The 22,852-nt window shown below is 59.4% G+C and carries 22 protein-coding genes and 1 pseudogene; 12 read left to right on the top strand and 11 right to left on the bottom strand.

Annotation, left to right across the window (positions count from 1 at the left end):
- Positions 1–93: 93 nt before the first annotated feature.
- The 4 genes from rplM to IIY41_RS08900 all read left to right on the top strand — a co-directional run bounded on the left by rplM (position 94) and on the right by IIY41_RS08900 (position 2,197).
- Positions 94–522: a 50S ribosomal protein L13 gene (gene rplM / locus IIY41_RS08915; protein WP_009322021.1), complete on the top strand. Its 429-nt coding sequence runs from the start codon at positions 94–96 to the stop codon at positions 520–522.
- A gap of 15 nt (positions 523–537) precedes the next feature.
- Positions 538–936, top strand: coding sequence for a 30S ribosomal protein S9 (gene rpsI, locus IIY41_RS08910; RefSeq protein ID WP_009322020.1), 399 nt, complete (start codon positions 538–540; stop codon positions 934–936).
- Between the two features lie 159 nt (positions 937–1,095).
- Positions 1,096–1,797, top strand: coding sequence for an alpha/beta hydrolase (locus IIY41_RS08905; protein WP_009321996.1), 702 nt, complete (start codon positions 1,096–1,098; stop codon positions 1,795–1,797).
- Between the two features lie 37 nt (positions 1,798–1,834).
- Positions 1,835–2,197 carry a DUF4180 domain-containing protein gene (locus IIY41_RS08900; RefSeq protein WP_009321995.1) on the top strand — a complete coding sequence of 121 codons (363 nt, stop codon included), beginning with the start codon at positions 1,835–1,837 and terminating at the stop codon, positions 2,195–2,197.
- Positions 2,198–2,355: 158 nt separating this feature from the next.
- Here the strand turns inward: IIY41_RS08900 and IIY41_RS08895 are convergent, their stop codons facing one another.
- The 5 genes from IIY41_RS08895 to IIY41_RS08875 all read right to left on the bottom strand — a co-directional run bounded on the left by IIY41_RS08895 (position 2,356) and on the right by IIY41_RS08875 (position 5,690).
- Positions 2,356–3,426: a hypothetical protein gene (locus IIY41_RS08895; RefSeq protein WP_117460486.1), complete on the bottom strand. Its 1,071-nt coding sequence runs from the start codon at positions 3,424–3,426 to the stop codon at positions 2,356–2,358.
- The gene (locus IIY41_RS08890) at positions 3,419–3,985 is read right to left on the bottom strand and encodes a hypothetical protein (protein ID WP_009321993.1); all 567 of its coding nucleotides are present in this window, start codon (positions 3,983–3,985) and stop codon (positions 3,419–3,421) included. Before IIY41_RS08890 ends, IIY41_RS08895 begins: the two co-directional genes overlap by 8 nt.
- Positions 3,986–4,004: 19 nt before the next feature.
- Positions 4,005–4,478 (bottom strand): hypothetical protein, encoded by a 474-nt coding sequence (locus IIY41_RS08885; RefSeq protein WP_050005732.1) that lies wholly within the window; start codon positions 4,476–4,478, stop codon positions 4,005–4,007.
- Positions 4,462–5,037, bottom strand: coding sequence for an RNA polymerase sigma factor (locus tag IIY41_RS08880; RefSeq protein ID WP_154521781.1), 576 nt, complete (start codon positions 5,035–5,037; stop codon positions 4,462–4,464). The genes IIY41_RS08885 and IIY41_RS08880 overlap by 17 nt, the downstream gene beginning before the upstream one ends.
- Positions 5,038–5,198: 161 nt before the next feature.
- Positions 5,199–5,690 carry a COG2426 family protein gene (locus IIY41_RS08875; protein ID WP_009321990.1) on the bottom strand — a complete coding sequence of 164 codons (492 nt, stop codon included), beginning with the start codon at positions 5,688–5,690 and terminating at the stop codon, positions 5,199–5,201.
- A gap of 207 nt (positions 5,691–5,897) precedes the next feature.
- Between IIY41_RS08875 and IIY41_RS08870 the strand changes: the two genes are divergently transcribed.
- Positions 5,898–7,829, top strand: coding sequence for a DUF2207 domain-containing protein (locus tag IIY41_RS08870; protein ID WP_009321989.1), 1,932 nt, complete (start codon positions 5,898–5,900; stop codon positions 7,827–7,829).
- A gap of 127 nt (positions 7,830–7,956) precedes the next feature.
- On the opposite strand, the gene vanT is transcribed toward IIY41_RS08870, so the two are convergent.
- The 3 genes from vanT to vanG are packed head-to-tail and all read right to left on the bottom strand — an operon-like array spanning position 7,957 to position 11,920.
- Positions 7,957–10,131 carry a serine racemase VanT catalytic subunit gene (gene vanT, locus IIY41_RS08865; RefSeq protein ID WP_009321988.1) on the bottom strand — a complete coding sequence of 725 codons (2,175 nt, stop codon included), beginning with the start codon at positions 10,129–10,131 and terminating at the stop codon, positions 7,957–7,959.
- On the bottom strand, positions 10,128–10,880 hold the full coding sequence (locus IIY41_RS08860) for a D-alanyl-D-alanine carboxypeptidase family protein (RefSeq protein WP_009321987.1): 753 nt from the start codon (positions 10,878–10,880) through the stop codon (positions 10,128–10,130). The genes vanT and IIY41_RS08860 overlap by 4 nt, the downstream gene beginning before the upstream one ends.
- Positions 10,877–11,920, bottom strand: a complete 1,044-nt coding sequence (vanG, locus tag IIY41_RS08855) for a D-alanine--D-serine ligase VanG (RefSeq protein WP_009321986.1) — start codon at positions 11,918–11,920, stop codon at positions 10,877–10,879. The genes IIY41_RS08860 and vanG overlap by 4 nt, the downstream gene beginning before the upstream one ends.
- A gap of 235 nt (positions 11,921–12,155) precedes the next feature.
- Here vanG and IIY41_RS08850 point away from each other — a divergent pair, with 235 nt between their 5' ends.
- The 3 genes from IIY41_RS08850 (at position 12,156) to IIY41_RS08840 (ending at position 16,373) form a co-directional block, all read left to right on the top strand.
- Complete coding sequence (locus tag IIY41_RS08850) at positions 12,156–12,578, top strand: MarR family winged helix-turn-helix transcriptional regulator (protein WP_009321985.1); 423 nt, start codon at positions 12,156–12,158, stop codon at positions 12,576–12,578.
- A 152-nt stretch (positions 12,579–12,730) separates the two neighbouring features.
- Positions 12,731–14,476 carry an ABC transporter ATP-binding protein gene (locus IIY41_RS08845; protein ID WP_287400419.1) on the top strand — a complete coding sequence of 582 codons (1,746 nt, stop codon included), beginning with the start codon at positions 12,731–12,733 and terminating at the stop codon, positions 14,474–14,476.
- Positions 14,454–16,373, top strand: coding sequence for an ABC transporter ATP-binding protein (locus IIY41_RS08840; protein ID WP_205457001.1), 1,920 nt, complete (start codon positions 14,454–14,456; stop codon positions 16,371–16,373). The genes IIY41_RS08845 and IIY41_RS08840 overlap by 23 nt, the downstream gene beginning before the upstream one ends.
- Positions 16,374–16,442: 69 nt before the next feature.
- On the opposite strand, the gene IIY41_RS08835 is transcribed toward IIY41_RS08840, so the two are convergent.
- A complete protein-coding gene (locus IIY41_RS08835) occupies positions 16,443–17,066 on the bottom strand; it encodes a cytidylate kinase-like family protein (protein ID WP_009321982.1) in 624 nt (207 codons plus the stop codon).
- Positions 17,067–17,509: 443 nt separating this feature from the next.
- Between IIY41_RS08835 and IIY41_RS08830 the strand changes: the two genes are divergently transcribed.
- From IIY41_RS08830 to IIY41_RS08815, 4 genes are all read left to right on the top strand, one after another.
- Positions 17,510–17,980: a pyridoxamine 5'-phosphate oxidase family protein gene (locus IIY41_RS08830; protein WP_050005738.1), complete on the top strand. Its 471-nt coding sequence runs from the start codon at positions 17,510–17,512 to the stop codon at positions 17,978–17,980.
- A gap of 437 nt (positions 17,981–18,417) precedes the next feature.
- The gene (locus IIY41_RS08825) at positions 18,418–18,732 is read left to right on the top strand and encodes an ArsR/SmtB family transcription factor (protein ID WP_287400414.1); all 315 of its coding nucleotides are present in this window, start codon (positions 18,418–18,420) and stop codon (positions 18,730–18,732) included.
- A 90-nt stretch (positions 18,733–18,822) separates the two neighbouring features.
- Complete coding sequence (locus IIY41_RS08820) at positions 18,823–19,824, top strand: permease (protein WP_287400412.1); 1,002 nt, start codon at positions 18,823–18,825, stop codon at positions 19,822–19,824.
- Between the two features lie 19 nt (positions 19,825–19,843).
- A complete protein-coding gene (locus IIY41_RS08815) occupies positions 19,844–20,188 on the top strand; it encodes a thioredoxin family protein (RefSeq protein WP_050005740.1) in 345 nt (114 codons plus the stop codon).
- A gap of 616 nt (positions 20,189–20,804) precedes the next feature.
- Here the strand turns inward: IIY41_RS08815 and IIY41_RS08810 are convergent.
- A complete protein-coding gene (locus IIY41_RS08810) occupies positions 20,805–22,073 on the bottom strand; it encodes an MFS transporter (RefSeq protein ID WP_058723400.1) in 1,269 nt (422 codons plus the stop codon).
- Positions 22,074–22,624: 551 nt separating this feature from the next.
- A pseudogene (locus IIY41_RS08805) lies at positions 22,625–22,845 on the bottom strand (transposase); the annotation flags it as partial.
- Positions 22,846–22,852 lie beyond the last annotated feature (7 nt).

Raw genomic sequence — 22,852 nt, 5'->3', positions numbered from 1 at the left:
TTGACGCGGCGCCGGGCATCCGCTATAATCAATCTTGCGCCTGTTTGCACGGGCCTTTCGATTGTTTGTAGAGACTATTAGGAGGAAAACACCATGAGCACAACTCTTGCTAAACCCGGCACCGTGGAACGCAAGTGGTACATCATCGATGCCGCCGGCAAGCCCCTGGGCCGCACCGCCGCCACTGCCGCCGTGCTGCTCCGCGGCAAAAATAAGGTCACCTTCACGCCCAATGTCGATTGCGGCGACCATGTGATCATCATCAACTGCGACCAGGCTGTCCTTACCGGCAGCAAGCTGGACAAGAAGTATTACTACCACCACAGCGGCTGGATCGGCGGCATGAAAGCCGTGCAGTACCGCACGCTGATGGCCGAGAAATCCGATAAGGCCATGATGCTGGCCGTGAAGGGCATGCTGCCCGGCAACACCCTGGGCGCCGCCGCGCTGAAGCGCCTGCGCGTCTACAAGGGCGCCGAGCACAACAACGCCGCCCAGAAGCCCGAAGCTTACACACTGTAATAGGAGGCAATGAGAATGTACGAGACGAAACCTTATTTCTACGGCACCGGCCGTCGTAAGAATTCCGTTGCCCGCGTTCGTGTGTACAACGGCACCGGCAAGATCACCATCAACGACCGTGATATCGACGATTATTTCGGTCTTGAGACCCTGAAGCTCATCGTGCGGCAGCCGCTGGCTGTCGCGGGCGTCGAGGGCAAATTCGACATCGTCGTGCGCGTTGCGGGCGGCGGTGTTTCCGGCCAGGCGGGCGCCATCCGCCACGGCCTGTCCCGCGCGCTGCTCGTTTATGACGAGAACCTGCGCGGCGAACTGAAGAAAGCCGGCTTCCTGACGCGCGATCCGCGCATGAAGGAGCGCAAGAAATACGGCCTCAAGGCCGCACGTCGCGCGCCGCAGTTCAGCAAGCGCTAAATTTCCGCTTGCCAGCTTTCCGCGCGAAGGCTGCGATCCATGCAACACAACCCGTGCCGCAATGCCTTCCTGGCAATGCGGCACGGGTTTTCTTGTTTTCCGTCTCTGATCATGGGCCGGAAAACGTCCACGGCCCGTTTTATCCGGAGAAGGAGCTTTATGCAGACAGAACAACTCGATCTGGGCGGAATCCCCGCCCTCGTGTGGGGACCGCCGGGCGATGGGGCGGTCGTTGCCGTCCACGGCAATTTGTCCCACAAAGCCGATACGCCCATTCAGCTGCTTGCCGAAGCCGCGTCCGCCCGGGCGCTGCAGGTGCTCAGCTTCGATCTGCCCGGACACGGCGGCCGCAAAGACGAGCCTGCGCCGTGCAGGATACAAGTCTGCGTACCCGAGCTTAGGGCCGTGATGGGGTACGCCAAAAAGCGCTGGGCGCACGTGGGCCTGTTCGCCTGCAGCCTGGGAGCCTGCTTCAGCCTGGCAGCCTACGCGGACGAGCCGCTGGAACAGGCGCTGTTCCTTTCCCCTGTCTTGGATATGCGGCGGCTCATTGAAAACATGATGGGCTGGTTCGGCGTAACACAGGAGCGCCTGTGCCGGGAACGGGCCATAGAAACACCCACCGGAGAAACGCTGTACTGGGATTACTACTGCTATGTGAAAGAACATCCCGTGCGCCGCTGGGACACGCCCACCTCCATTCTGTGCGGCGGACGGGACGAGCTGTGTGAGCCAGATGTCACCGCCCGTTTTGCCCGGCAATACGGCTGCAGGCTGCTGACACGCCCCGAAGCGGGCCACTATTTCCACACGCCAAAGGAGCTGGAGGCTCTGCGGCAATGGCTGACGGCAAGCCTTTGAGCAGAAGGCATATTCAAACAGAACAGGAGGAAAGAGCATGGCAATGGAAAAAATCACAGAAAACGGAGTCGCCATCGCCCTTGTAACAGGCACGTGCGCACTGACGGACGAGCAGACGGCGCTGGACTTGATCATGGAAGCGCGCTACACACTGGGCGCAGAGCGCATCGCCATTGAAAAGGCCGCTGTTTCGCCGGATTTTTTCATTTTGAGCACGGGCCTTGCCGGGGCCGTACTGCAAAAATTCATCAATTACGGCGCAAAGCTGGCGGTGTACGGCGATTATTCCGGATATACCAGCAAGCCCCTGCGGGATTTTATCCGCGAGAGCAACCGGGGCCGGGATGTCTTTTTCCCCGCCACCCGGCAGGAAGCCATCCTCCGTCTGGCCGGGGTGTGACCGCGTGCGGCGCGGCAGCCGCGGACGCTTTCCGCCACGCCGTGCCCGCACCGAGGCCGCAGCCATACCGCTTGGCAAAGCCGGGGCTTGAACAAGTTCAAAAAACCCGCCGCACTCCAAAAGAGTGCGGCGGGCTGTTTTCTATATAATAGACGCGCTTACGCTGCGGCGTTTGCCTGCGCCTCGGCCACGCGGCTGTCCGCGTCGGCCTGTGCCTGCGCAACGCGCTCATCGGCTTCGGCCTGCGCCTGCGCAACGCGTTCCTCCGCTTCCGCACGGGCTTGCTCCGCGGCAGCTTCGGCTTCATCCAGGCGGGCCTGCCACTCGGCCTCCAGCGCCTCAAGCTCGGCGTCACGGGCAGCGCTGCTCTGTTCGCTCTGCCAGCCGGCAAGCTCTTCGGCGTCCATATAATATCCCGCGTCATCCACATAGATGCGTTCCGTCACGCACTGGGCCAGCTGCTCCGCCGTCATATCCGCCTGATAGGATCCCTCCACGGCCAGGCTGTACAACGGTGTTTCTGTATCCCGGCTTTCCCGCATATACAGGCTGATATACGGGTCGCGCACGCCCGTGGCGCGCACGGCTTCAATGACAGGCCGACACGCGGCCACAAATTCCTCCCGGGTGGCCCACGTTCCTTTCAGCTCGGCGCTCACACCCACGTAATCGCCCGCCTTCAGATCCGCCGCGCCGGTCACGTCTTCCGGCGTGCGCAGCTCACCCAGGTGAACGTCATAGGTGACATTCACAATATCTCCGTTGCCCTTGAGCCGGGCGTAGGTCGCTTCGTACAGCTCCTGCTCCACCCGCTGCTCGGCGGCACTGCGCCCCGGCCCGGCATATTGCAGTGCCACAGGCACGCATGCCGCTCCCAGCGCTGTGACAATCAGCAGAAAACACACGAACATGGAGAGAAAGTCATATTTCAGCCGCATGCCTTTGGCTGTGGACGCCGCGAAGATCACCTCGCAGCCCAGCGCCACCAGTACCAACGGCGACAGCTTGAACAGCAGAAGAAAATCCACATTGGGGAAGAACAGCCCCACGCACAGCGCCGCGCCTACCACTACCAGCGCAAGGCCCATGGTGAGCGTGCCCACCCGGCGCACCGGGCGCGCCGGCTCGTACACCGGCATTTCAGAGGGCGGGGTATCCAAAGCCGCCGGCTCCTGCGGTGAATCCGGAGCCTCCTGCACGGCGGAGACCCGGTTCTCGTTCTCAGCCATTGCTTCCGTCCCCCTTGAACGCGGTGTAATCATCCCCGGATGCATCCTCGTGCCGGGAAGGACCCTTTACCAGATACAGCCCCAGCAGGATAATGAGCACGGCGATCACAAGGGTTGGAATGCCGTCCATGATATTGCCCAGCCAGACCAGCCCATAGGTGCGGTACAGATCCCACAGCAGAGGACGCAGAAATGTGTTGTACAGAATGTACGCCCCCAGAAAGATAAGCAGGCCGCCGAACAGGTTGTGACGCCTGGCCACAACATTTTTCCAGTTGGAACCGGCAATGCTCTCCACGTCGAACAGATAGGCGTCCGGGTTTGCCGCCACCTGCTCGGGCGTCTGCGCGCGCAGATTGAAAGTATCGAAGAACGAGTAAGCCCAAATGATGGGCGCAAGGATGCCCAGGATGCCCATATTCAGCAGCGACGCCACAAAGATGAGGCCCCAGAAGGCAATCATCACGGACAGGCCGCGTTTCATATAACCAAGATACATCTCTCCCGCGCCGGGCAGGCAGGCGAAGCAGAATGTCAGAAATCCACTTTTTCTTTGCATGATATGTCTCTCCCTTGTCTTATTTCGCATCTGCCGGGGCGGCGTCCGCGCGCGGCAGGATATTCGTGATTGCGGCGCTGATGGAGTCTCCCGCACTGCGGAAGAAATCATTCACGCGCGTTGCGGCGCTGATGGGCGCCGTGATCCGGGCCGGCTCCTGCTGGCGGATGGTGCGGTCCGGCACAAGGCTGTTGAATACGCCAGTACCCCACAGCACCACCGCGAATGCCGCAACGGCGGCTACACGGGTATACCGGTTGAAAAACACCCGCACGGCCCTGCGCCGCACCCGCGCCAGCACCGTGGGCGTCAAGGGCGTTTCGGGAACGAGCAGCGTGTCGTCCGCAAGCAGCTCCGTGTAACGCACAAGGCAGCTGTCGCAGAAGCTCAAATGCTCCGAGGCTTCCAGCCGGCCCATCTCATCCAGCGTGCCGTCCACAACGGCCCGCAGGCCCTCGTCCGTGAGATGGCCCTCTTTATTGAACAATTCCATGCCCGTTTCCCCTTTCTATGGCGTTCTGCAGCAATTGCTTGGCGCGGTAGATCTGCGTATGTACTGTTTTGGGCGGCCGCCGCAGCGCCGAGGCGATCTCGTCCACGCTTTTTTCCTCCAGGAAGAACAGTACGGCGACCTGGTGGTAAGGCTCTTTCAAGGCGAGGATGGTATCCCGGATGCGCGCCGCTTCATCTTTGGCAATGGTAATATCCTCGGGCGGCGGCATGGCATTCAGCACGTCTGCCACGGCAGGCATCTCGCCGTCCTCAGCCGCGGATACGCGCCGGTGGTAGGCGCTTTTCAAATAATCCTTGGCCTTGTTCGTGGCAATGCGGGCGAGCCAGGGCTTGTAGCTGCCGGGCGGGCAGTCGTCGCGGTGGGTGTAGGCGGAAAGGAACGTCTCCTGGGCAAGATCCTCGGCCAGCTGGTGGTCTTTTGTGAACTGGTAGCAGATGGTGTACACCAGCCGTTCGTACTGCCGTACGAGCTGGGAAAATTCATCACTTGTCATATTCTGTGCGATCCGCTCCACCACCTTTGCCCGCCCTTGTTTCATCGCCCTACACCCATGAAACGCCGCCGGAAGATCATTTTCTTCAAGAAAAATAAAGTTTTTGATACTTTTCCAGAAATTGCCCTGTTGCTGCTTGTCCGGAAGGGCCGAAAATCAAAAAACCTGCGGGGGGAAATCCCCCCGCAGGGTGCTGCGTAACAGGTTCACGCAAAAATCATGCCAAGAGCGCCCAGCAGGCCAGCCGAGGCCGCGCCCATGATGAGGCCGGCCGTCATGACGCCGCACAGCACCGCCAGCACGCTGGGCCAAAACTTGAGGTCCAACAGCGTCGCCGCCAGGCAGCCCGTCCATGCGCCGGTGCCCGGCAGCGGGATGGCCACAAACAGGAACAGCGCCCAGTAAATGCCGCGCCCGGCCTTCGCCTGCATCTTTTCGCCGGCTTTGACGCCCTTGTCGTAAATTTTCATAAAAAAACGGCCCAGCCCGCCGGGCAGCTTGGTACACCACAGCAGAACCGCCTTGGCAAACAGCAGGATGACGGGGACAGGCAGCATATTGCCGATGACCGAAACAATATAGGTGGGAATCACCGGCAGGCCCATGGCGAGCCCCGCCGGGACCGCACCGCGCAGCTCAACGATGGGCACCATGGAAATGAAAAAGATCCAAAAATATTCTTTTACCAGTGCAAGCATCCGTTTGCTCCTTTTGCTTTTTTCAAATTTTCCGCCCTGCTGTTTCAGGGCGTTCTCTCGGCGCGGCAGGGCCGTGCACAGGCATTATCATACCGTATCCGGCGTTATTTTGCAAGTTCCCGCTGTTTTCGCCGCGCATATTGTGTTATACTGTTGGCAGTATTGGCTTTGCCGTACCAGGCAAACCAAAAAAGCGGAGGAAAGCACATGAAGAAACTCATCTGCCTGCTGGCCGCGGCGGCGCTGCTTGTATGCTGCGCTCTGCCCGCATTTGCCGAAGCTTCCGGCGTTTCCCGCGCGGATTATACCATTACCGCATACAGCGTGGACGCCACCCTGCACGAAAACAACACCGTTACCCAGACCGAGCGCATCACCGTTGATTTCGCCGTACCCTCCCGGGGTATTTACCGCGTGCTGCCCGTCGCCCTGTGGGTGGAAAAGGACACCGCGGACGGCCCGCAGGAGATGGCCTACCGCGCCAGGGTGCGGGACCTTGCCGTGACGGGCGAGGGCCAGACAGCCGGCGCGCCCGTGGAGACCGATACCGAAGACGGCTTTTACAGCATCCGCATCGGCGATGAGGACACATGGCTCACAGGCGTGCAGACCTATGAGCTGACATTCACCTACGACATCGGAGACGACCGCGTAGCCGCCTACGACGAGCTGTTTTATTCCTTAAACGGCGGCCAGTGGGACGCGCCCATAGAGGACTTCCGTTTTTCGTTCACCTTCGAAAAACCGCTGACGCAGGAACAGAAGGGCGCGCTGGCGCTGTACAGCGGCTCCTACGGCGGCAAAGGCAATGAAGCGGGCGTTTCCGGCGCATGGGACGGAAACACATTCTCCGGCGCGGCGGGGCGCACGCTGTACCCGGGCGAGGCCGTTACGCTGTACGCACGCCTGCCCGAGGGCTACTTCACCGGCGAGCGCATGGCCCCGGTATGGGTGTTTTGGGCTTTTGTGGGCGCAGGCGCGCTGCTGGCCGCGTACACGCTGCTGCGGGCGCTGTCGGCCCGGCGCAGAGCGCCGGTGGTCACGCCCGAGTGTACGCCGCCAGACGGCGTGTCCAGCGCCGAGGTGGGCTATATCATCGACAATTCGGCGGATGACCGGGACATCCTCTCGCTGATTCTCTGGTTCGCCTCCAAGGGCTATCTCGCCGTAGAGGGCCGGGAGGAGGACCTGCGGCTGGTACGGAAAAAAGGCCTGCCCGCGGGCAGCCCGGAGTACCAGACCGTCTTTTTTGACGCGCTTTTCCCGGCGGGACGCACCGTGTGCCAGCTGCACAGCCTGGAGCCCGCCTTCTATGAGGCGCTGCAGAAAGCGAAGCTGAGCCTGTCGGCCCACTTTACGGGTGAACGGGCATTGTACAGGCCCGGCAGCGCCGGACGTGCGCTGGCGCTGGGCGCCGGCTGCGCCGTACTGTGGGGCGCGGCCGGCCTTTCCTGCGGCGCGTTTATCACAGGTGCCAGCGTAGGGCTGGGCCTGCTCTCGGGGGTATTGCTCCTGCTGTTCGGCCTGCTGCTGTATGCGGCGGCGGAGCGCTGGCAGTTCTCCGGCCGGGGGGCGCGCATCGGCTGGGGAACCGGCGTGGGCCTGTGCGCCGCCGCGTCGGCGGGGCTTGCCTACGGCGCGGCCCTGTATGCGCTGACGCCGCTGTGGGCGGTGCTGGGAAGCTATCTGCTGGCCCTGCTGGCGTGCCTTGCCGCGCCGCGCATCGCCCAGCCCACAGAGTACCGCCTGGAAATGGCCGGCCGCCTGCTGGGCCTGCGGAAATTCATTGAGGAATCCGAGCTGCCGCGCATCCGTGTGCTGGCCGCGGAAAACCCCGAATATTTTTACGACGTCCTTCCCTACGCCTCGGTGTTTGGGCTGGAGGAGGAATGGGCCGGGCGCTTTGATGGGATGGCCGTGCCTCCGCCCGTGTGGTACGGCTGCAGCGACATGACCGTGTGGAATGTGATCTGGTTCAGCCATATGATGCACCACAGCGTAGACCATTCCATGACGCAGCTGCAGCAAACCGTCGCCCAGCAGAGCGGCGTCTCCAGCGGTGGCGGCGGCAGCTTCAGTGGGAGCGGCGGCGGTTTTTCCGGCGGCGGCTTCGGCGGCGGTGGCGGCGGGCGCTGGTGAGCCCGCTTCCAAAATGGCCGTACAGGCTATTTTTCAGGCCATGCGGACCGTCCGGATAAGCTTTTATTGTGAAGCAAGAAACAGCCCCGCGGCGTTGTGTGCACAACGCCGCGGGGCTTTCGTTTTCTCAGCGCAGATAAACGCGGGGCACGCGGGGACCGATGCGGCACAAAAGCTCGTTGGCGATGGTGCCCGCCGCCTCGGCCGCTTCCTCGGCGGTGATGCGCTCCGGGCCGTCCGCGCCGATGAGCGTTGCCACATCCCCCACCGCCGCGCCTGTGTCCGTTGCATCCACCAGAAGCTGGTCCATACACACCCGGCCCACAACGGGCGCGCGCCTGCCGTGCAGCAGCACATGGCCGCGCCCTTCTCCCGCCGCGCGCGGCCAGCCGTCCGCGTAGCCGATGGCCACTACCGCCAGCCGGGTGGAGCGCCGTGCCCGGAACGCAAGGCCATAGCCCGCGCCTTCGCCGGGCGGCACGCGGCGCACACTGACGACTCGCGCCCGCAGTGCCAGCGCCGGAGCCAGCACCGGGTGCAGCCGCGCCGCGCAGCCCGCCGTACTGAGCGCGCCGTAAAGCGCGATGCCCGGCCTGGCATATCCGCAGTCAGGCTGCGGCTGGTTCAGGATGCCGCAGCTCGCCTGCGCGTGCAGCGGCGGCAGCGTATACCCCGCGCCCCGCAGCTTCCGCGCCAGCGCTTCAAACGCATCCAGCTGCGTGCGGGTAAAGGCCGCGTCCTCCGGCGCAGGGCTGTCCGCCACTGCCAGATGTGTGAACAGCCCCCGCACCTCCAGCCCCGGCAGACGCAGCATCTCGGCCACCGCCGGAGCCGCGCCCGCATCCGTGCCCAGGCGATGCATGCCCGTGTCCACCGCAATGTGCACGGGCAGCGGCCTGCGGCCTGCGGCACGGGCCAGCGCACGGGCGTGGGCCGGGTCCGTCACCGTCTGGCACAGCCTCCAGCGCCGCAGCTCCCGTATACGGGCCGCATCTGCATAGCCCAATACCAATATTTCACCGGTGATGCCGCACCGGCGCAGCTGCGCGCCCTCCTCCGGCGTCGCCACTGCAAAGGCCCGCACACCGGCCTGCCACAGCCGGCCCGCCACGGCGGGCGCGCCGTGGCCGTAAGCGTCCGCTTTTACCACGGCCATCAACCGGCAGCCCGCTGGCATGCAGCCCTGCAGCGCGCCCGCATTGCGCGCAACCGCCTCCAGGTCTACCTCGGCCCAGGCACGCGCTCTGCGCAAGTCCGGCTTCGGTGCTGTTCCGGAACGGCCGTCCCACCTGCGCCGCTGGCTCAAACGCGCCAGCAGCCATGCCGCCGCGCAGGACGCGGCGGCTACCGCCGCAAAATGGGCCAGGCTGTTTTCCACCAGCCATTCCCGGGCATGCAGCACTCTGGCCGCACCCCGCACGCCCACGATGGCCATGGGATGCAGCACATAGACGAGCATGGAAAATTCCCGCAGGAACGGCGCGTCCCCGCCCCGGGGGACCAGCAGGCACAGGAACAGGAAGCAGGCGCAGGGCACAAGCGCCAGGTACATGCTGTCGTGCCGGGGCCAGCCCAGCGCCCGCAGACCAAAGGCCTCGGCAAACAGGAGCGCCAGCGAACAGCCCAGCCCCGCAAGGCACGCCCGCGGTCGTCGGCGGGCGGGAAAACCTGCCAGAAGCGCGCCCAGCATCAAAAACGCCGGCGCAAAGAACAGGCCGTTGCGCGTGTAGTCCATCACGCCGAACAGCGCGTCATAGCCCGCTTTCAGTGCGGGCAGCTGTTTTGCAAGGCCATACCAGCTGTCTCCCAAAAGCCCCGCCAGATACAGCGCGCCGCACACGCCCGCCGCCGCGCCGGGGCGCAGAAAGCGCAGCAGCCCGCACACCACCAGCACTCCCAGCAGCGCGGCGGGCAGGTACCACAGGTGATAAAACGTGCCGTCCAGCACAGCGTCCCGCACAAGCTCCCCCAGCACGTTTTTCACAGGGAAATTCCCCGCATACAGCGTCACGGGCAGGTACAGCACGGTGCAGGCTGCATACAGAACGCCCGTCTTTTTCAAAAAGCGGCGCACACCGGGCGAAAGCGTCCGGGGCCGCAGGCCGGGGCGCACAAGCTCCCCCAGCAGAAAAAATCCGGTTGCCGTGAAAAAGAACGGCACGGCCAGCCGCGCCAGCGTTTTCAGCGCAAAATCCGCCGCTGCGGAAAAAGACGCCAGCGGAGCGGTATGGATGCACACCACCAGCAGCGCGGCCGCCACGCGGAAGCGGTCCACGGCCGGATATCCCCGCCGCGCCGTCATACCGTGCCCCACACGGTGACGACAAGGCCGCCGCAGTTGTCTGCGGACGCCTGCCACACACGGTCCCGCGGCGCGTCGAACCGCGCGCCCTCCGGCCCCAGCGGCACACGAAAGATGTCAAAGCCGCGTCCCCCGGCCTCCGCGTGCAGCGGCTGTTCGGGCGTGTATGCCCCCAAGGCTCCGATGTATTCTTCCAGCGTCACGCCGCGCTGTGCCATCAGCCCGGCGTGGGGCCAGCCAACATAGCGAAAATGCCATGGTTCATGGCCGATGCCGGTGACGGCCTGCGCGCCTTTGGGATACCGTTCGATGAAGCCGTAGCGCGCCGCCGCGCGGCGGAAGGCCGCGCAGACTCCTGTATCGGGAAATGCGGGACGGATGAAGTCGATCACCTCCCGCGCCTCGCCCACATCAATGGCAAGGCCTGTTTCATGCTCGCTGCAGCCGGGCAGCGCCACATATTTCTGTGTGAATTCAAGGCCGTTGTCCCGCACGGAATCCGCATACAGCGCCTGCTGCTCGGCGTGGCTGCGCCAGCCGCTGACGGGCACGATGCGCCCCGCCGCGCGGATGCCGTCCAGCAGCGCTGCCAGCATGACCGCCGCCTGCCGCGCCAGCAGCACGCCGGGCGCGTCCGGCATGGCGGGGACCAACGCTTCGGGCGCGGGCCGTGCCTGCAGGGGATGTGCGGGGTTCACCAGCGCCAGCGTGCCCGCCAGCGCCTGCTCCCGGGTTACTGTCTGCATCATACGTCCGCCACCGCCTGTTCCAGCAGCCGCTCCACCAGCGGGCCGAATTCCACTCCCGCGCCGCGCATCATGCCGGGAAAGCGGCTGTGCTCGGTGAAGCCCGGGATGGTGTTCACCTCGTTGAACACGATGCGCCCGTCCGGCGTGTAGAACAGATCCACCCGCGCGAAGCCCGTGCAGCACAGCGCCCGGTACACGGTCTTGGCTGCTTCACGCACACGGTCCCGTTCAGCCAGAGACAGGCGGGCGGGCATGTGGATGCGCGCGGTCTCCAGCGTATATTTTTCCGTATAATCAAAAAAGCCATGGGCCAGCTCAATCTCATCCACCTCTCCCACGGTGAGCGCCTCTCCGGCGCCCAGCACGGCACAGCCCACCTCAAAGCCCGGCACCGCCTGCTCCACCAGCACCTTGCCGTCGTGGCGGAACGCTTCGGCCACGGCCGCGGGCAGCGCGTCCGGCGTCTCCACACGGGTCACGCCGAAGGACGAACCCGCACAGGCGGGCTTGACGAACAGCGGGTACCGCAGCCCGTGGGTGCATGCCGCCAGCACCTCGGGGCGCGGCGGAGCATGCAGCACCACACAGGGCGGCACCTCCACCCCCGCGGCCCGTGCCAGGCGGTGCGCTGCGTCCTTATCCATACACAGGGCGCTTGCCAGCACGCCGCAGCCCACGCAGGGGATGCCCGCCAGCGCAAGCAGCCCCTGCACGGTGCCGTCCTCGCCGTTTTTTCCATGCAGCACGGGAAACGCCGCATCCAGATACAGGCTGCCCGCGCCCTGCACCAGCAGGCCGTGGACAGAAGCGTCCGGCGTCAGCGTCACAGGCGCACATTCCTCTTTTTCCCATACGCCCTCCCCTACGGCGTCCAGCGGGCCGCGGTACCAGAACCACCTGCCCTCCCGCGTGATACCCACCGGCACGGCTTCAAAGCGCGTACCCTTCATGGCGTGCAGAACGGCGCAGGCCGATTGCAGCGAGACCGCATGCTCGGTGGACTGTCCCCCGAACAGCACGGCGACTTTTATTTTTTCCATTTGGATGGCCCCTTCCCATTGTTTGTTGAGAACAGGACCATCGTACCGCACGTTCCTGACGGACGGGCTGGGGAAAGGCTTTCAAAAATCTTACGGCATTCTGAACATCCTTTGAAGCGCGGCCGCTCACAGCGTCACCTTTTTTATAATAAATTCTTAAAAAGCCATTGACACCGGGGCGGATCCGCCCTATAATTGTTAGTAGCCTAACTAAAAAGCAAGGAAGTGTCGAAGGATGAAGGGTGAACGCCACGTGGGCGGAGAGATCCGCGTGCTTTCCAACCTGATCAAACGCTGTATGGACGACGGCATGCCGCCGGAGACCACCGGCATGCAAGGGTGGATCATCGGCTTTTTGCACCGCAACGAGGACCGTGACATGTTCCAGCGGGACGTGGAGGCTGAATTCAACATCCGCCGCTCCACGGCCACCGGCATATTGCAGCTGATGGAAAAAAACGGCTTTCTTCTGCGGGAGCCTGTTGCCTATGACGCCCGGCTGAAAAAGCTGGTGCTTACGCCCAAGGCTTTGGCGGTGCACGAGGGCGTGATCTCCCGCATCCGCGCCACAGAGGCACGCATCACCAAAGACGTCACGCCCGAAGAGCTGGAGCAATTTTTCGCCATCACAGCCAAATTCCGCCGCAATCTGGAGTGAGTGTCCGCTTTGCCTTTTCCATGCCGCCGGCGCAGGCGCGGCTTTTTCCGTGCCTGCCGCCAGCGGTTTTCTTCGGCGTATATAGTTAGGAAGCTTACTGTAATGGCGCTAACAAGTTAAGCGAAACAAAACCAATCTCAGGAGGACATTTTATGCTGAAAACCCTATTGGCTGAAGTAAAGCAGTACAAAAAAGCGTCCATCCTCACGCCGGCATTCATGGTGGGCGAAGTTGTCATGGAGATTCTCATCCCCATGCTGATGGCCTATCTCATCGACAGCGGCGTGGAGAAAGGGGACGTGCGCACGATCTGCATCACCGGCGGCGCAATGGCCGTGATGGCAATGCTGTCTCTGGCCTGCGGCGTGCTCTCGGGCAAATACGGCGCGCGGGCCTCCAGCGGATTCGCGCACAATCTGCGCCAGTCCATGTTCCGCAATATCCAAACATTTTCTTTTTCCAACATCGACAAATACTCCACGGCCGGGCTCGTCACCCGCATGACGACGGATGTGACAAACGTGCAGAACGCCTACCAGATGATCCTGCGCATGTGCACCCGCGCACCTGTGATGCTGCTGTGCGCAATGGCGGCCGCGTTCTCCATCAGCGCGCGGCTGTCCCTGATCTTCGTGGCGGCCATCGCGTTTCTGGGCGTGGCGCTGTTTTTCATCACGAAAAATTCTCACCCCGTATTTCGGCAGGTATTCCGCAAATACGACGACCTCAACGCCAGCGTGCAGGAGAATGTCAGCGCCATCCGCGTCGTCAAGGCCTATGTGCGCGAGGACCACGAGACGCAGAAATTCCACACCGCCAACGACAATGTTTACAGGCTGTTTGTCAAGGCTGAGACCGTGCTGGCGCTGAACAGCCCCGTGATGCAGTTCACGATGTACATGTGCATCCTGGCCATTTCCTGGCTGGGCGCGCACATGATCGCCGCCCATTCTCTCACCACGGGTCAGCTCATGAGCCTGTTTGCCTACGTTATGAACATCCTGATGAGCCTGATGATGCTCTCCATGATTTTCGTGATGGTGACAATGGCCCGCGCCTCGGCGGACCGCATCGCCGAGGTGCTGGAGGAAAAGGCGGACCTCACCTCCCCGCCCGCCGCCCGCACACAGGTGGAGGACGGCCGCGTGGACTTCGACCACGTATCCTTCTCCTACAAAAAAAGCGGCAAGCCCGTACTGGATGACATTGATCTGCACATCCGCGCGGGCGAGACCATCGGCATCATCGGCGGCACGGGCAGTGCGAAATCCAGCCTGGTGCAGCTCATCCCCCGCCTGTACGACGTCGCGGAAGGCGCGGTGCGCGTGGGCGGCGTGGATGTGCGGGAATACGACGTGGAAACCCTGCGCAACGAGGTGGCCATAGTGCTGCAGAAAAACGTACTGTTCAGCGGCACCATCCGGGAAAATCTGCGCTGGGGCGACAAAAACGCCACGGACGAGGAGATGGAGCGCGCCTGCCGCCTGGCACAGGCGGACGAGTTCATCCGCGCGCTGCCGGACGGCTATGACACTTACATCGAGCAGGGCGGCACCAACGTGTCCGGCGGGCAGAAACAGCGCCTGTGCATCGCGCGCGCGCTGCTGAAAAAGCCCAAGATACTGATCCTAGACGATTCCACCAGCGCCGTGGATACCCGGACGGATACCCTGATCCGCCGGGCTTTCGCAGAGGAGATCCCCGACACCACGAAATTCATCATCGCCCAGCGCATCAGCTCCGTGCAGGACGCAGACCGCATCCTCGTGCTGGACGGCGGCCGCGTGGCCGCCTTCGGCACGCACGACGAGCTGCTTGCGAGCAGCGAAATTTACCGGGATGTCTATGATTCCCAGATGAAAGGAGCGGATGACGATGCGCGGCGTACCTGCGGATAAAAGCGCGGCCATGATGGCCCCAAAGCAAAAGGTTGAAAAGCCCATGCGCATCATGGGCCGGCTGTTCGGCTATATCCTGCGGCGCTACAAGCTGCACTGCCTGGGCGTGCTGCTGTTCATCTTCGGCAGCACCGCGGCCACCGTGGCGGGCAATCTGTTTATGAAAACGCTCATCGACGACTACATCGTGCCCTATATCGGCGAGGGCGGCGCGTCGGACTTCGGCCCGCTGCTGGCGGCGCTGCTGAAAATGGGCTGCGTCTTCCTGTTCGGCGTGCTGTGCACGCTGCTGTACAACCGCATCATGGTATATGTGTCCCAGGGCACGATGCGCGCCATCCGCGACGATTTATTCCGGCATATGGAGCGCCTGCCCATCCGTTATTTCGACACCCATGCCCACGGCGATATCATGAGCATTTACACCAACGACATCGACACGCTGCGCCAGATGATCAGCCAGAGCATGCCCCAGCTCGTCTCTTCGGCGGTAACGATCGTCAGCGTATTCTGCTCCATGCTTGCCCTCAGCCTGCCGCTGACAGGGTTGACGCTGGTGATGGTGTGCCTTATGCTGTTCATCACCAAAAAGCTCACGAGCAGGTCCGGCGCATATTTCGTAGCGCAGCAGCGCAATCTGGGCACGGTCAACGGCTATATCGAGGAGATGATGGAGGGCCAGAAAGTCGTCAAGGTATTCTGCCACGAGGATGAGAGCATCGCCCGGTTTGACGCGCTGAACGACGCGCTGGCCGACAGTGCCGATAACGCCAACCGCTATGCCAATATCCTCATGCCCGTCATGGCCAACATCGGCAACCTCAGCTATGTGCTCACGGCCATCCTCGGCTCGCTGCTGGCGCTCTTCGGCACGGGCGGCTTTACGCTGGGCGGGCTGGCATCCTTTCTGCAGTTCAACAAAAGCTTCAACCAGCCCATCTCACAGGTATCACAGCAGTTCAACTCCATCATCATGGCGCTGGCAGGCGCGGAGCGCGTATTCAGCCTGATGGATGAGCCTCCTGAAACCGACGAAGGCTATGTGGAGCTGGTGAATGCGGAACAAACCGCGGACGGCAGTCTGGAAGAATGCCGCGGGCGCACGGGTGTCTGGGCCTGGAAGCATTACCACAGGGCCGACGGCAGCACCACCTACCGCAGGCTGGAGGGCGAAGTGGTGTTCGACGACGTGGATTTCGGTTACGACGACGCCAAGATCATTCTGCACAACGTCAGCCTGTATGCCAGGCCCGGCCAGAAGATCGCTTTTGTGGGAGCCACCGGCGCGGGCAAAACGACCATCACAAACCTCATCAACCGCTTTTATGACATTGCGGACGGCAAGATCCGCTACGACGGCATCAATGTCAACAAGATCAAAAAGGCGGATCTGCGCCGGAGCCTGGGAATCGTTTTGCAGGACACACACCTGTTCACAGGCACCGTAGCGGACAACATCCGCTACGGCAAACTGGACGCCACCGACGCAGAGGTGACGGCTGCGGCGCAGCTGGCGGGCGCCCACGCGTTCATCGAACATCTTCCGGACGGCTACAACACTCTGCTGACAGGCGACGGGGCAAACCTCTCACAGGGCCAGCGGCAGCTGCTGGCCATTGCCCGCGCGGCCGTGGCGGACCCGCCCGTGCTTATTCTGGACGAGGCCACCAGTTCCATCGACACACGCACCGAGCGCATTGTACAGGAGGGCATGGACCGCCTGATGGCGGGCCGCACGGTGTTCGTCATTGCACACCGCCTCTCCACTGTACGCAATTCAGACTGCATCATGGTGCTGGAACAGGGCCGTATCATCGAACGCGGCACCCACAGTGAGCTGCTCGCGCAAAAAGGCAGATATTATCAGCTCTACACCGGTAAGTTCGAGCTTTCCTGACGCCGGACATGAAAACAGCCGGAAGGGAATCTTCCCTTCCGGCTGTTTTCATTTTCTTTCCGCCGCGGCTCAGTCCTCGAAGCACACGTTCATATATCCCATAATGAAGCGGATGATCTTCTCCTCACCCATATGGTCGGAATCGAAGCAGATGTCATAATGGCCGGCGTCGCGCCAGTCGCTGCCCGTGAAAGCGCGGTAATAGTCCGCGCGGCGTTTGTCCACCTGGCGCATGTGGCGGCGCGCCTCGGCCTCAGAGAGGTTGTGGCGCTGCATGACGCGGCGCACGCGCACTTCCTCCGGCGCGTGGATGAACACACGCAGCACATTGGGCCGGTCGCGCAAAATAAAGTCCGCGCAGCGGCCGATCATCACACAGCTCTCGTTCTGCGCCAGGCCCAGCATCACCTTGGCCTGATAGCGGAACAGGTTCTCGTTGGAAACAAAGTTGTCGCTGTCCGGCGGGATGACCTCGCCGTTGTAAGCGTCCTTGGCCACGCGGAACAGCAGACTGCTGCGGAAGCTTTTCTCCGCGTTGGCAAACAGTTGTTCGTTGATGCCGCTGTCATCGGCGGCCATGCGCAGGATATCCCGGTTGTAAAAAGGGATGCCCAGGCGCCCGGCCAACGCCTCGCCGATGGCGCGGCCGTTGCTTCCGTTTTCCCTGGCGATGGTGATCACGTAATTTTTCATAACGTTCCCTCCCTGAAACAGCAGCTTTTTTCACTTTCAGTATAGGCGAACAGAGCGCAAAAATCAACCGCTTTTCACGGTTTTCCCCGGTAAAAAACAAAGCGGCCGCGCCCATTCCTGGATGGGGAACAGACGCGGCCATGGCCGGCGCGAAGTGGGATGCGCCGGGAGTCTATTTTACCATGTCGAACGGTGTCGAATCAAGTTAAAAAGCCCGTCTCCCCTAAGATTCCGTTGTTTTTTGCAAAAAAGCACCGCTGCTGCAAAAAGCAGAGCAGTGCGCCGGGCAGCGCGGCCGCAAATCCGCCTGGCTTCCACGGCCGTAAATCAAAAAATTTGATTTTCCATGCCTGCCGGCGGCACAGGCAACACATATTTTGTAAAGTTGCCTCAACCGGTTCCTTTGTGTTATCATGAAACAAAACCAATGAGGAGTGAGGCACATGCGGCGTACGGACCGCGAGATCACAGATGCAGAAAAAATCACACAAATCATCCAGACCTGCCATTGCTGCCGCCTCGGCTTCTGCGACAACGGCGCGGTGTATATCGTGCCGCTGAATTTCGGCTACGCCGAGGAAAACGGAAAGCGGGTGTTCTATTTTCACAGCGCTAAAAGCGGGCGGAAGCTGGATCTTATCGCCGGGGCGCCCTCCGTCGGCTTTGAGCTGGACGTAAACTACGCGCTGGTAGAGGGCGAGGAAGCCTGCCGGCATACCGCCCGGTTTCAAAGCGTTATCGGCACGGGGCGCGTTTCCTTTGTGGAGGAGGCCGCGCAGAAAGAAGCGGCTTTGCAGGCTCTGATGCTGCACAATACCGGAAAAGACGGCTGGACGTTTTCCGGCGCGATGTTGGATTCCGTCCGCGTGTTTAAGCTGGAGGTCGAAACGCTGTCGTGCAAGGAGCATGAATGATTTTGCAGTAAAATCGTCCTTCCCGGTGGGTTCTCATAAGACAGTATTAGAAAACTACTAAATTACGGCATCTGTCAGGCAGGCGCGGTTTTTTGAAGGGGGTATCCTGTCATTCCCCATGCCTGAAAATCAAACTACTATCACCATTTAATACTCATGCGGTTCACCAAGAGACATACTAAAAAAATTGCTATGCTGTAAATCACACAAGGAACAGGCGCGTTAACGGCCTGTGAGGCAGGGTTCGGGGAAGCTTCTCAACAGGTATTTTTGCAGGGCTGACAGCCCCGCAAAACAGCAAGCGTGTCCATTTTGCGTTGCTTGCGGTTTCGTGCAAGGTGTAAACGCTACTAAAATAATTTGCAGAGCGCTATTGACAAACGAGATAATGGTGCATATACTGTTCACATCAAAACTTTTTAATATGAGGCAAACACATGAGAACTTACCAAGAAAGCGCAAGGGTGTTTAAAGCCCTGTGCGACCCAAAACGTCTTGCCATTTTGGAGCAACTACGCAGTGGCGAGAAATGCGCTTGTGTTTTACAAGAGCCGATGGATTTAACACAGTCTGGCCTATCTTATCACATGAAAATTCTATGTGATTCCGGGCTTGTGGTGAGTCGTCAAGAGGGTAAATGGACGCATTACCGCTTGAGCGAGACCGGCAAAGATAAAGCGGTGGAGTTACTACTGGCTCTTATCACACCGAACACAGAACGGGTATGTGAATGCCCCTCATGTGATAAATAAACGCCATCATAGCAAGATGGCGTTTATCTCGGCACCAAACATCAATTTTTTTTGATATGTTGTCCGGCAAATTGAAAGCGAGGTTTCTCTATGGGTGTGTGGCAATTTATCCAGGATCAAGTGTTCGGCATGAAATGGCTGAATGAGCTAATTGGCAAGGGCCTTTCCAAGCTGGGGCTGGATGTAGGGGAACGTATAGGAGGAAGTATTCAGTTTTTCTTCTATGATGTGTTAAAAATCACGGTGCTGCTCTGCCTTTTGATTTTCGTAATTTCCTACATTCAAAGTTACTTTCCGCCGGAACGAAGCAAGCGGATATTGAGCCGGTTCCATGGTGTCGGTGCAAATATCATATCTGCCCTGCTGGGAACTGTGACGCCTTTCTGTTCTTGCTCGTCCATTCCACTTTTTATCGGCTTCACCAGCGCAGGGTTGCCGCTGGGAGTTACATTCTCTTTTCTGATTTCATCCCCTATGGTGGACTTGGGGAGTCTTATTCTTTTAATGAGCATTTTCGGAGCAAAAGTTGCGGTCATCTATGTGATTGTCGGTTTAATGATCGCTGTGGCAGGCGGCACCTTAATTGAAAAACTACACATGGAACCGTATGTGGAGGAATTTGTCCGTGCTGCCGGCGGCGTGGATATTGAATCTCCTACCCTGACGAAACGGGAACGAATACAGTATGCCAGAGAACAGGTCATTTCCACATTCAAAAAAGTATTTCCATACATTTTGGTTGGTGTGGGAATTGGCGCAGTCATTCACAACTGGATTCCAGAAAGCTGGATTGAAGCGGTATTAGGCGGTAACAATCCCTTTGGTGTTGTTCTTGCCACGCTGGTGGGTATCCCCATGTATGCGGATATTTTTGGTACAATCCCGGTGGCAGAAGCCCTGCTCTATAAGGGCGCACAACTCGGCACAATTTTGTCCTTTATGATGGCTGTCACAACACTGAGTTTGCCGTCCTTGATTATGCTTCGCAAGGCTGTGAAGCCGAAGCTGCTGGCGCTGTTTATTGGTATTTGCACTATCGGTATCATCCTTGTGGGCTACCTGTTCAATGCGTTTCAATTTTTGCTTATATAATTTTCAGGAGGAATCAATTATGGGACTTTTTAACAAGAAAAAAGAAGAAACGAACTCCTGCTGCTGTGTGGGAAACTGCACCCCAAAAACAATGGCAAAAACAGAAGCGTCTAAGTCTGGCGTTGGGGTGAAGGTGCTGGGAAGTGGCTGCGTTAAATGCAAAACTCTGGAAAATGCTACCCGTGAAGCTCTTGTGGAATTGGGAATGGATACAACCGTCGGCCATGTAACGGACTTTTCACAAATCGCCGCTTACGGAGTTATGACTACTCCTGCGCTGGTTGTGGACGGGAAAGTCGTGTCTTATGGCAAGGTGTTAACAAAGAAAGAAGCTAAAACCATCATTGCGGATGCAAGGAGGTAACGCTGTGCTTTTCTATCCGTCTCCTTGGCTTTTCAAAAAAGCCACTCTCCAGGGCGGATAGAGATTGCCCAAGGAGACGAAAATCATCGTAATACACAGCATTTGAAAATAACGCCCGTTTCTCCTGCGTCCGTACAGCTTTAAGCTGTGCGGGCGCTTTCCTATGCTCTGAGACACTTTGTCTCCAGGCGCCCCGCCTGCCTTTTGTTTCGATTCACCCAACCAAAAAATCAAAACGGAGGAATAAAATGCCAGCCATCAACCTGAAAGATTTTTTCTGCCGGTACACTACGGACAAGTTCATTGATGTTTCGGAAAAAGGTCCTGAAGAGCTTCGGACGGATAAGCGGTACGAGGCAACCCAGAGTATCCGAATCACTTATGCTCCGTGGGCTTTATTCCGCTGGAAGAGCTGACAAAAGCAGGAACGGCATGATTCATAGGCCATGCCGCTCCCCAAAACTTCACTCACTTTTTTATGGCACCCCGCCTAAGGCGCTGTTCCGCTTGTTTTCAAGGTGCCGGTCAACACAAAAAAGCGTCCGAAAACCGTATAAAACATAAGAAAACACCCATTGACGCCTAGAACACAGGAAAATCAGCCGCAGCGGCATTTCTACCTTTCCTCCACCTGCGGCTCCTGGATGCGGCCTATGACAAACATTGCCGTGACAAATAACAGGAGTGTGAAAACGAAGGGCAGGCGGCGGTCCATACTGGAGAGCCACCCGGCCAGATAACCAAAAGGAGAGGAGAGGGCAACTGTGGAGGCCATGATAAGGGCATTCAGGCGTGCCCGTTCCTGCGGAGTGATGTTGAGCTGGAGAAGCGCGTCCTTACGCGGATTCACCAGCGCTGCCGCCACAGCGGCAATAAACACATACAACAGCACAAAGCCCAGTCTGTCCGCAGGAGAGAAGATCAGCACCAAGGCAGCCACGACGTACAACGCCAGCCCGATCCACAGCGGGATGCGAAATTTCGTGGCATTGATGCGGTGCTGAAGCCCTATCATAAAGATCAGCATGACAGCCGCGTTCAAAATGGGGAACAGCGCCAGAAAGTTTTCCGAAAGCCCCAGCCGCTGTGTCACATACAGACCAAAAAAGTTTGTGCTCACCATGTTGGTGACATACAGGATCACAGAAACAGCCACTGCTTTGAGCACACCCCTATTCTTCAGCATACCGGGAATCAACTGGCGGTATTCCCCCAGCATATGAAAAACAGATATTCCCCTTGTCTCTGCGCGCCGGATTTTGCCCTGCTTCGTTTCATGGCAAAACCGGAAGGTGATGAGCGTTTTCAGGATCATTGTCAGCGCAAAAAGAAAATACAGCACCCGTACTACCGGCACGATCGAATACGAACGGACGAACAGACCGGAAAGCGGCGCAAAAAAGATGGCCACCAATCCGCCAATATTTACCCAGGTATAGATTCCTACCAGATCCTTTGGGCGTGCGTCCTCAATCAGCAGGCAGTACCATGCCGTCTGATTGATCTGCTCAAAGCAATTCAGGATTGCAGCGGCCAAAAACAGCCAGAAATTGTTCGAAACAGCCCACACCAGACAGGCCAGCCCCCATCCGAAAAAATCCCCCATCATGGTAGTGAATTTTCGTCCCAGCTTGTCAGACAAAATGCCCCCCAAAAAGGAAAACAACACCTGGACTGCCATCGTGACGGAGAGAATCAGGCCAATCTGCACATCTGTGATGCCCTGTGTGTACATATAAAGAGTGGCGAACGGTGCGATAAGGTTGTAAGGGACGCCCCACAACGGTTCGATCAGCACAAGCGTACGCGGATTCCCCCCATTGTCGGCCAGCACCTGAATGAGAGGATGTGCCTTCAGACTTCTTATTTTTGATTCCAGACTCATATACAACATCCCGGCTTTATCCAAATTTCCCGCTTATTCTATCATACTTCCAAACAAACGGAAAGAGGGCACATTTCTTCTTCCTGGCATATTGTCTCCTTGCCCGCTCCGGGGATGCCTTATGGATGAGACGGGCAGCGAGCCCAAACCGTTGTGAGGACATTTACAGGTGAGCAGGCTGCATTCATGTAGTCTGTCCGCTAGTCTGTCCGCGGAAGGAGAACTGGCGAAGCGGCATAGGAAAAGCCGGGCATTGTGATATGCTCCCTCTATGAGAGACAGTGAAAAAGCAAACTGCCAACCAGGAAGGGAGCATTGCTGCGGCCAAAAAACGAAAAATAAGTTTGGAAAAGAAAGTGGAAATAGTGAAGGAATATCTGGGTAGCACAACCGCGGCATTTTAGCACCAATGGAGGAGCCTGAACATCTTCTCGCCGCATAATAAATATCCCCCGGCAAAGCCGGGTTTTTTTCATATGCGGGCATAGCCCTAGAATACTAGCACGCGCGTCACGTCGCGCAAGTACGGTCCGCCAGCCGCGAAAGTTCCGTTACTTGCCGCCCGTAAACGGGCACTTTAGAAGTTTGGCATGGCCAGCTGCTCTCCTGCTTTGTCCTGCTCGTACTGACATTGGATATACTCCTGTATCTTCTTTGCATTTTTCCCTGCCGTGTCCACATAGTACCCACGGCACCAGAATTCCCGGTTCCGGTATTTCTATTTTTGCTCCGGGAACTTCTCGTACAGCATCAGGCTGCTTTTTCCTTTCACCTACCCC

The organism is Ruthenibacterium sp. (assembly GCF_017421385.1).
In the GTDB taxonomy this organism is placed as follows: domain Bacteria; phylum Bacillota; class Clostridia; order Oscillospirales; family Ruminococcaceae; genus Ruthenibacterium; species Ruthenibacterium lactatiformans.
Note: the sequence above shows the minus strand (reverse complement) of the source record. Positions and strands in the feature narration are given on the sequence as shown.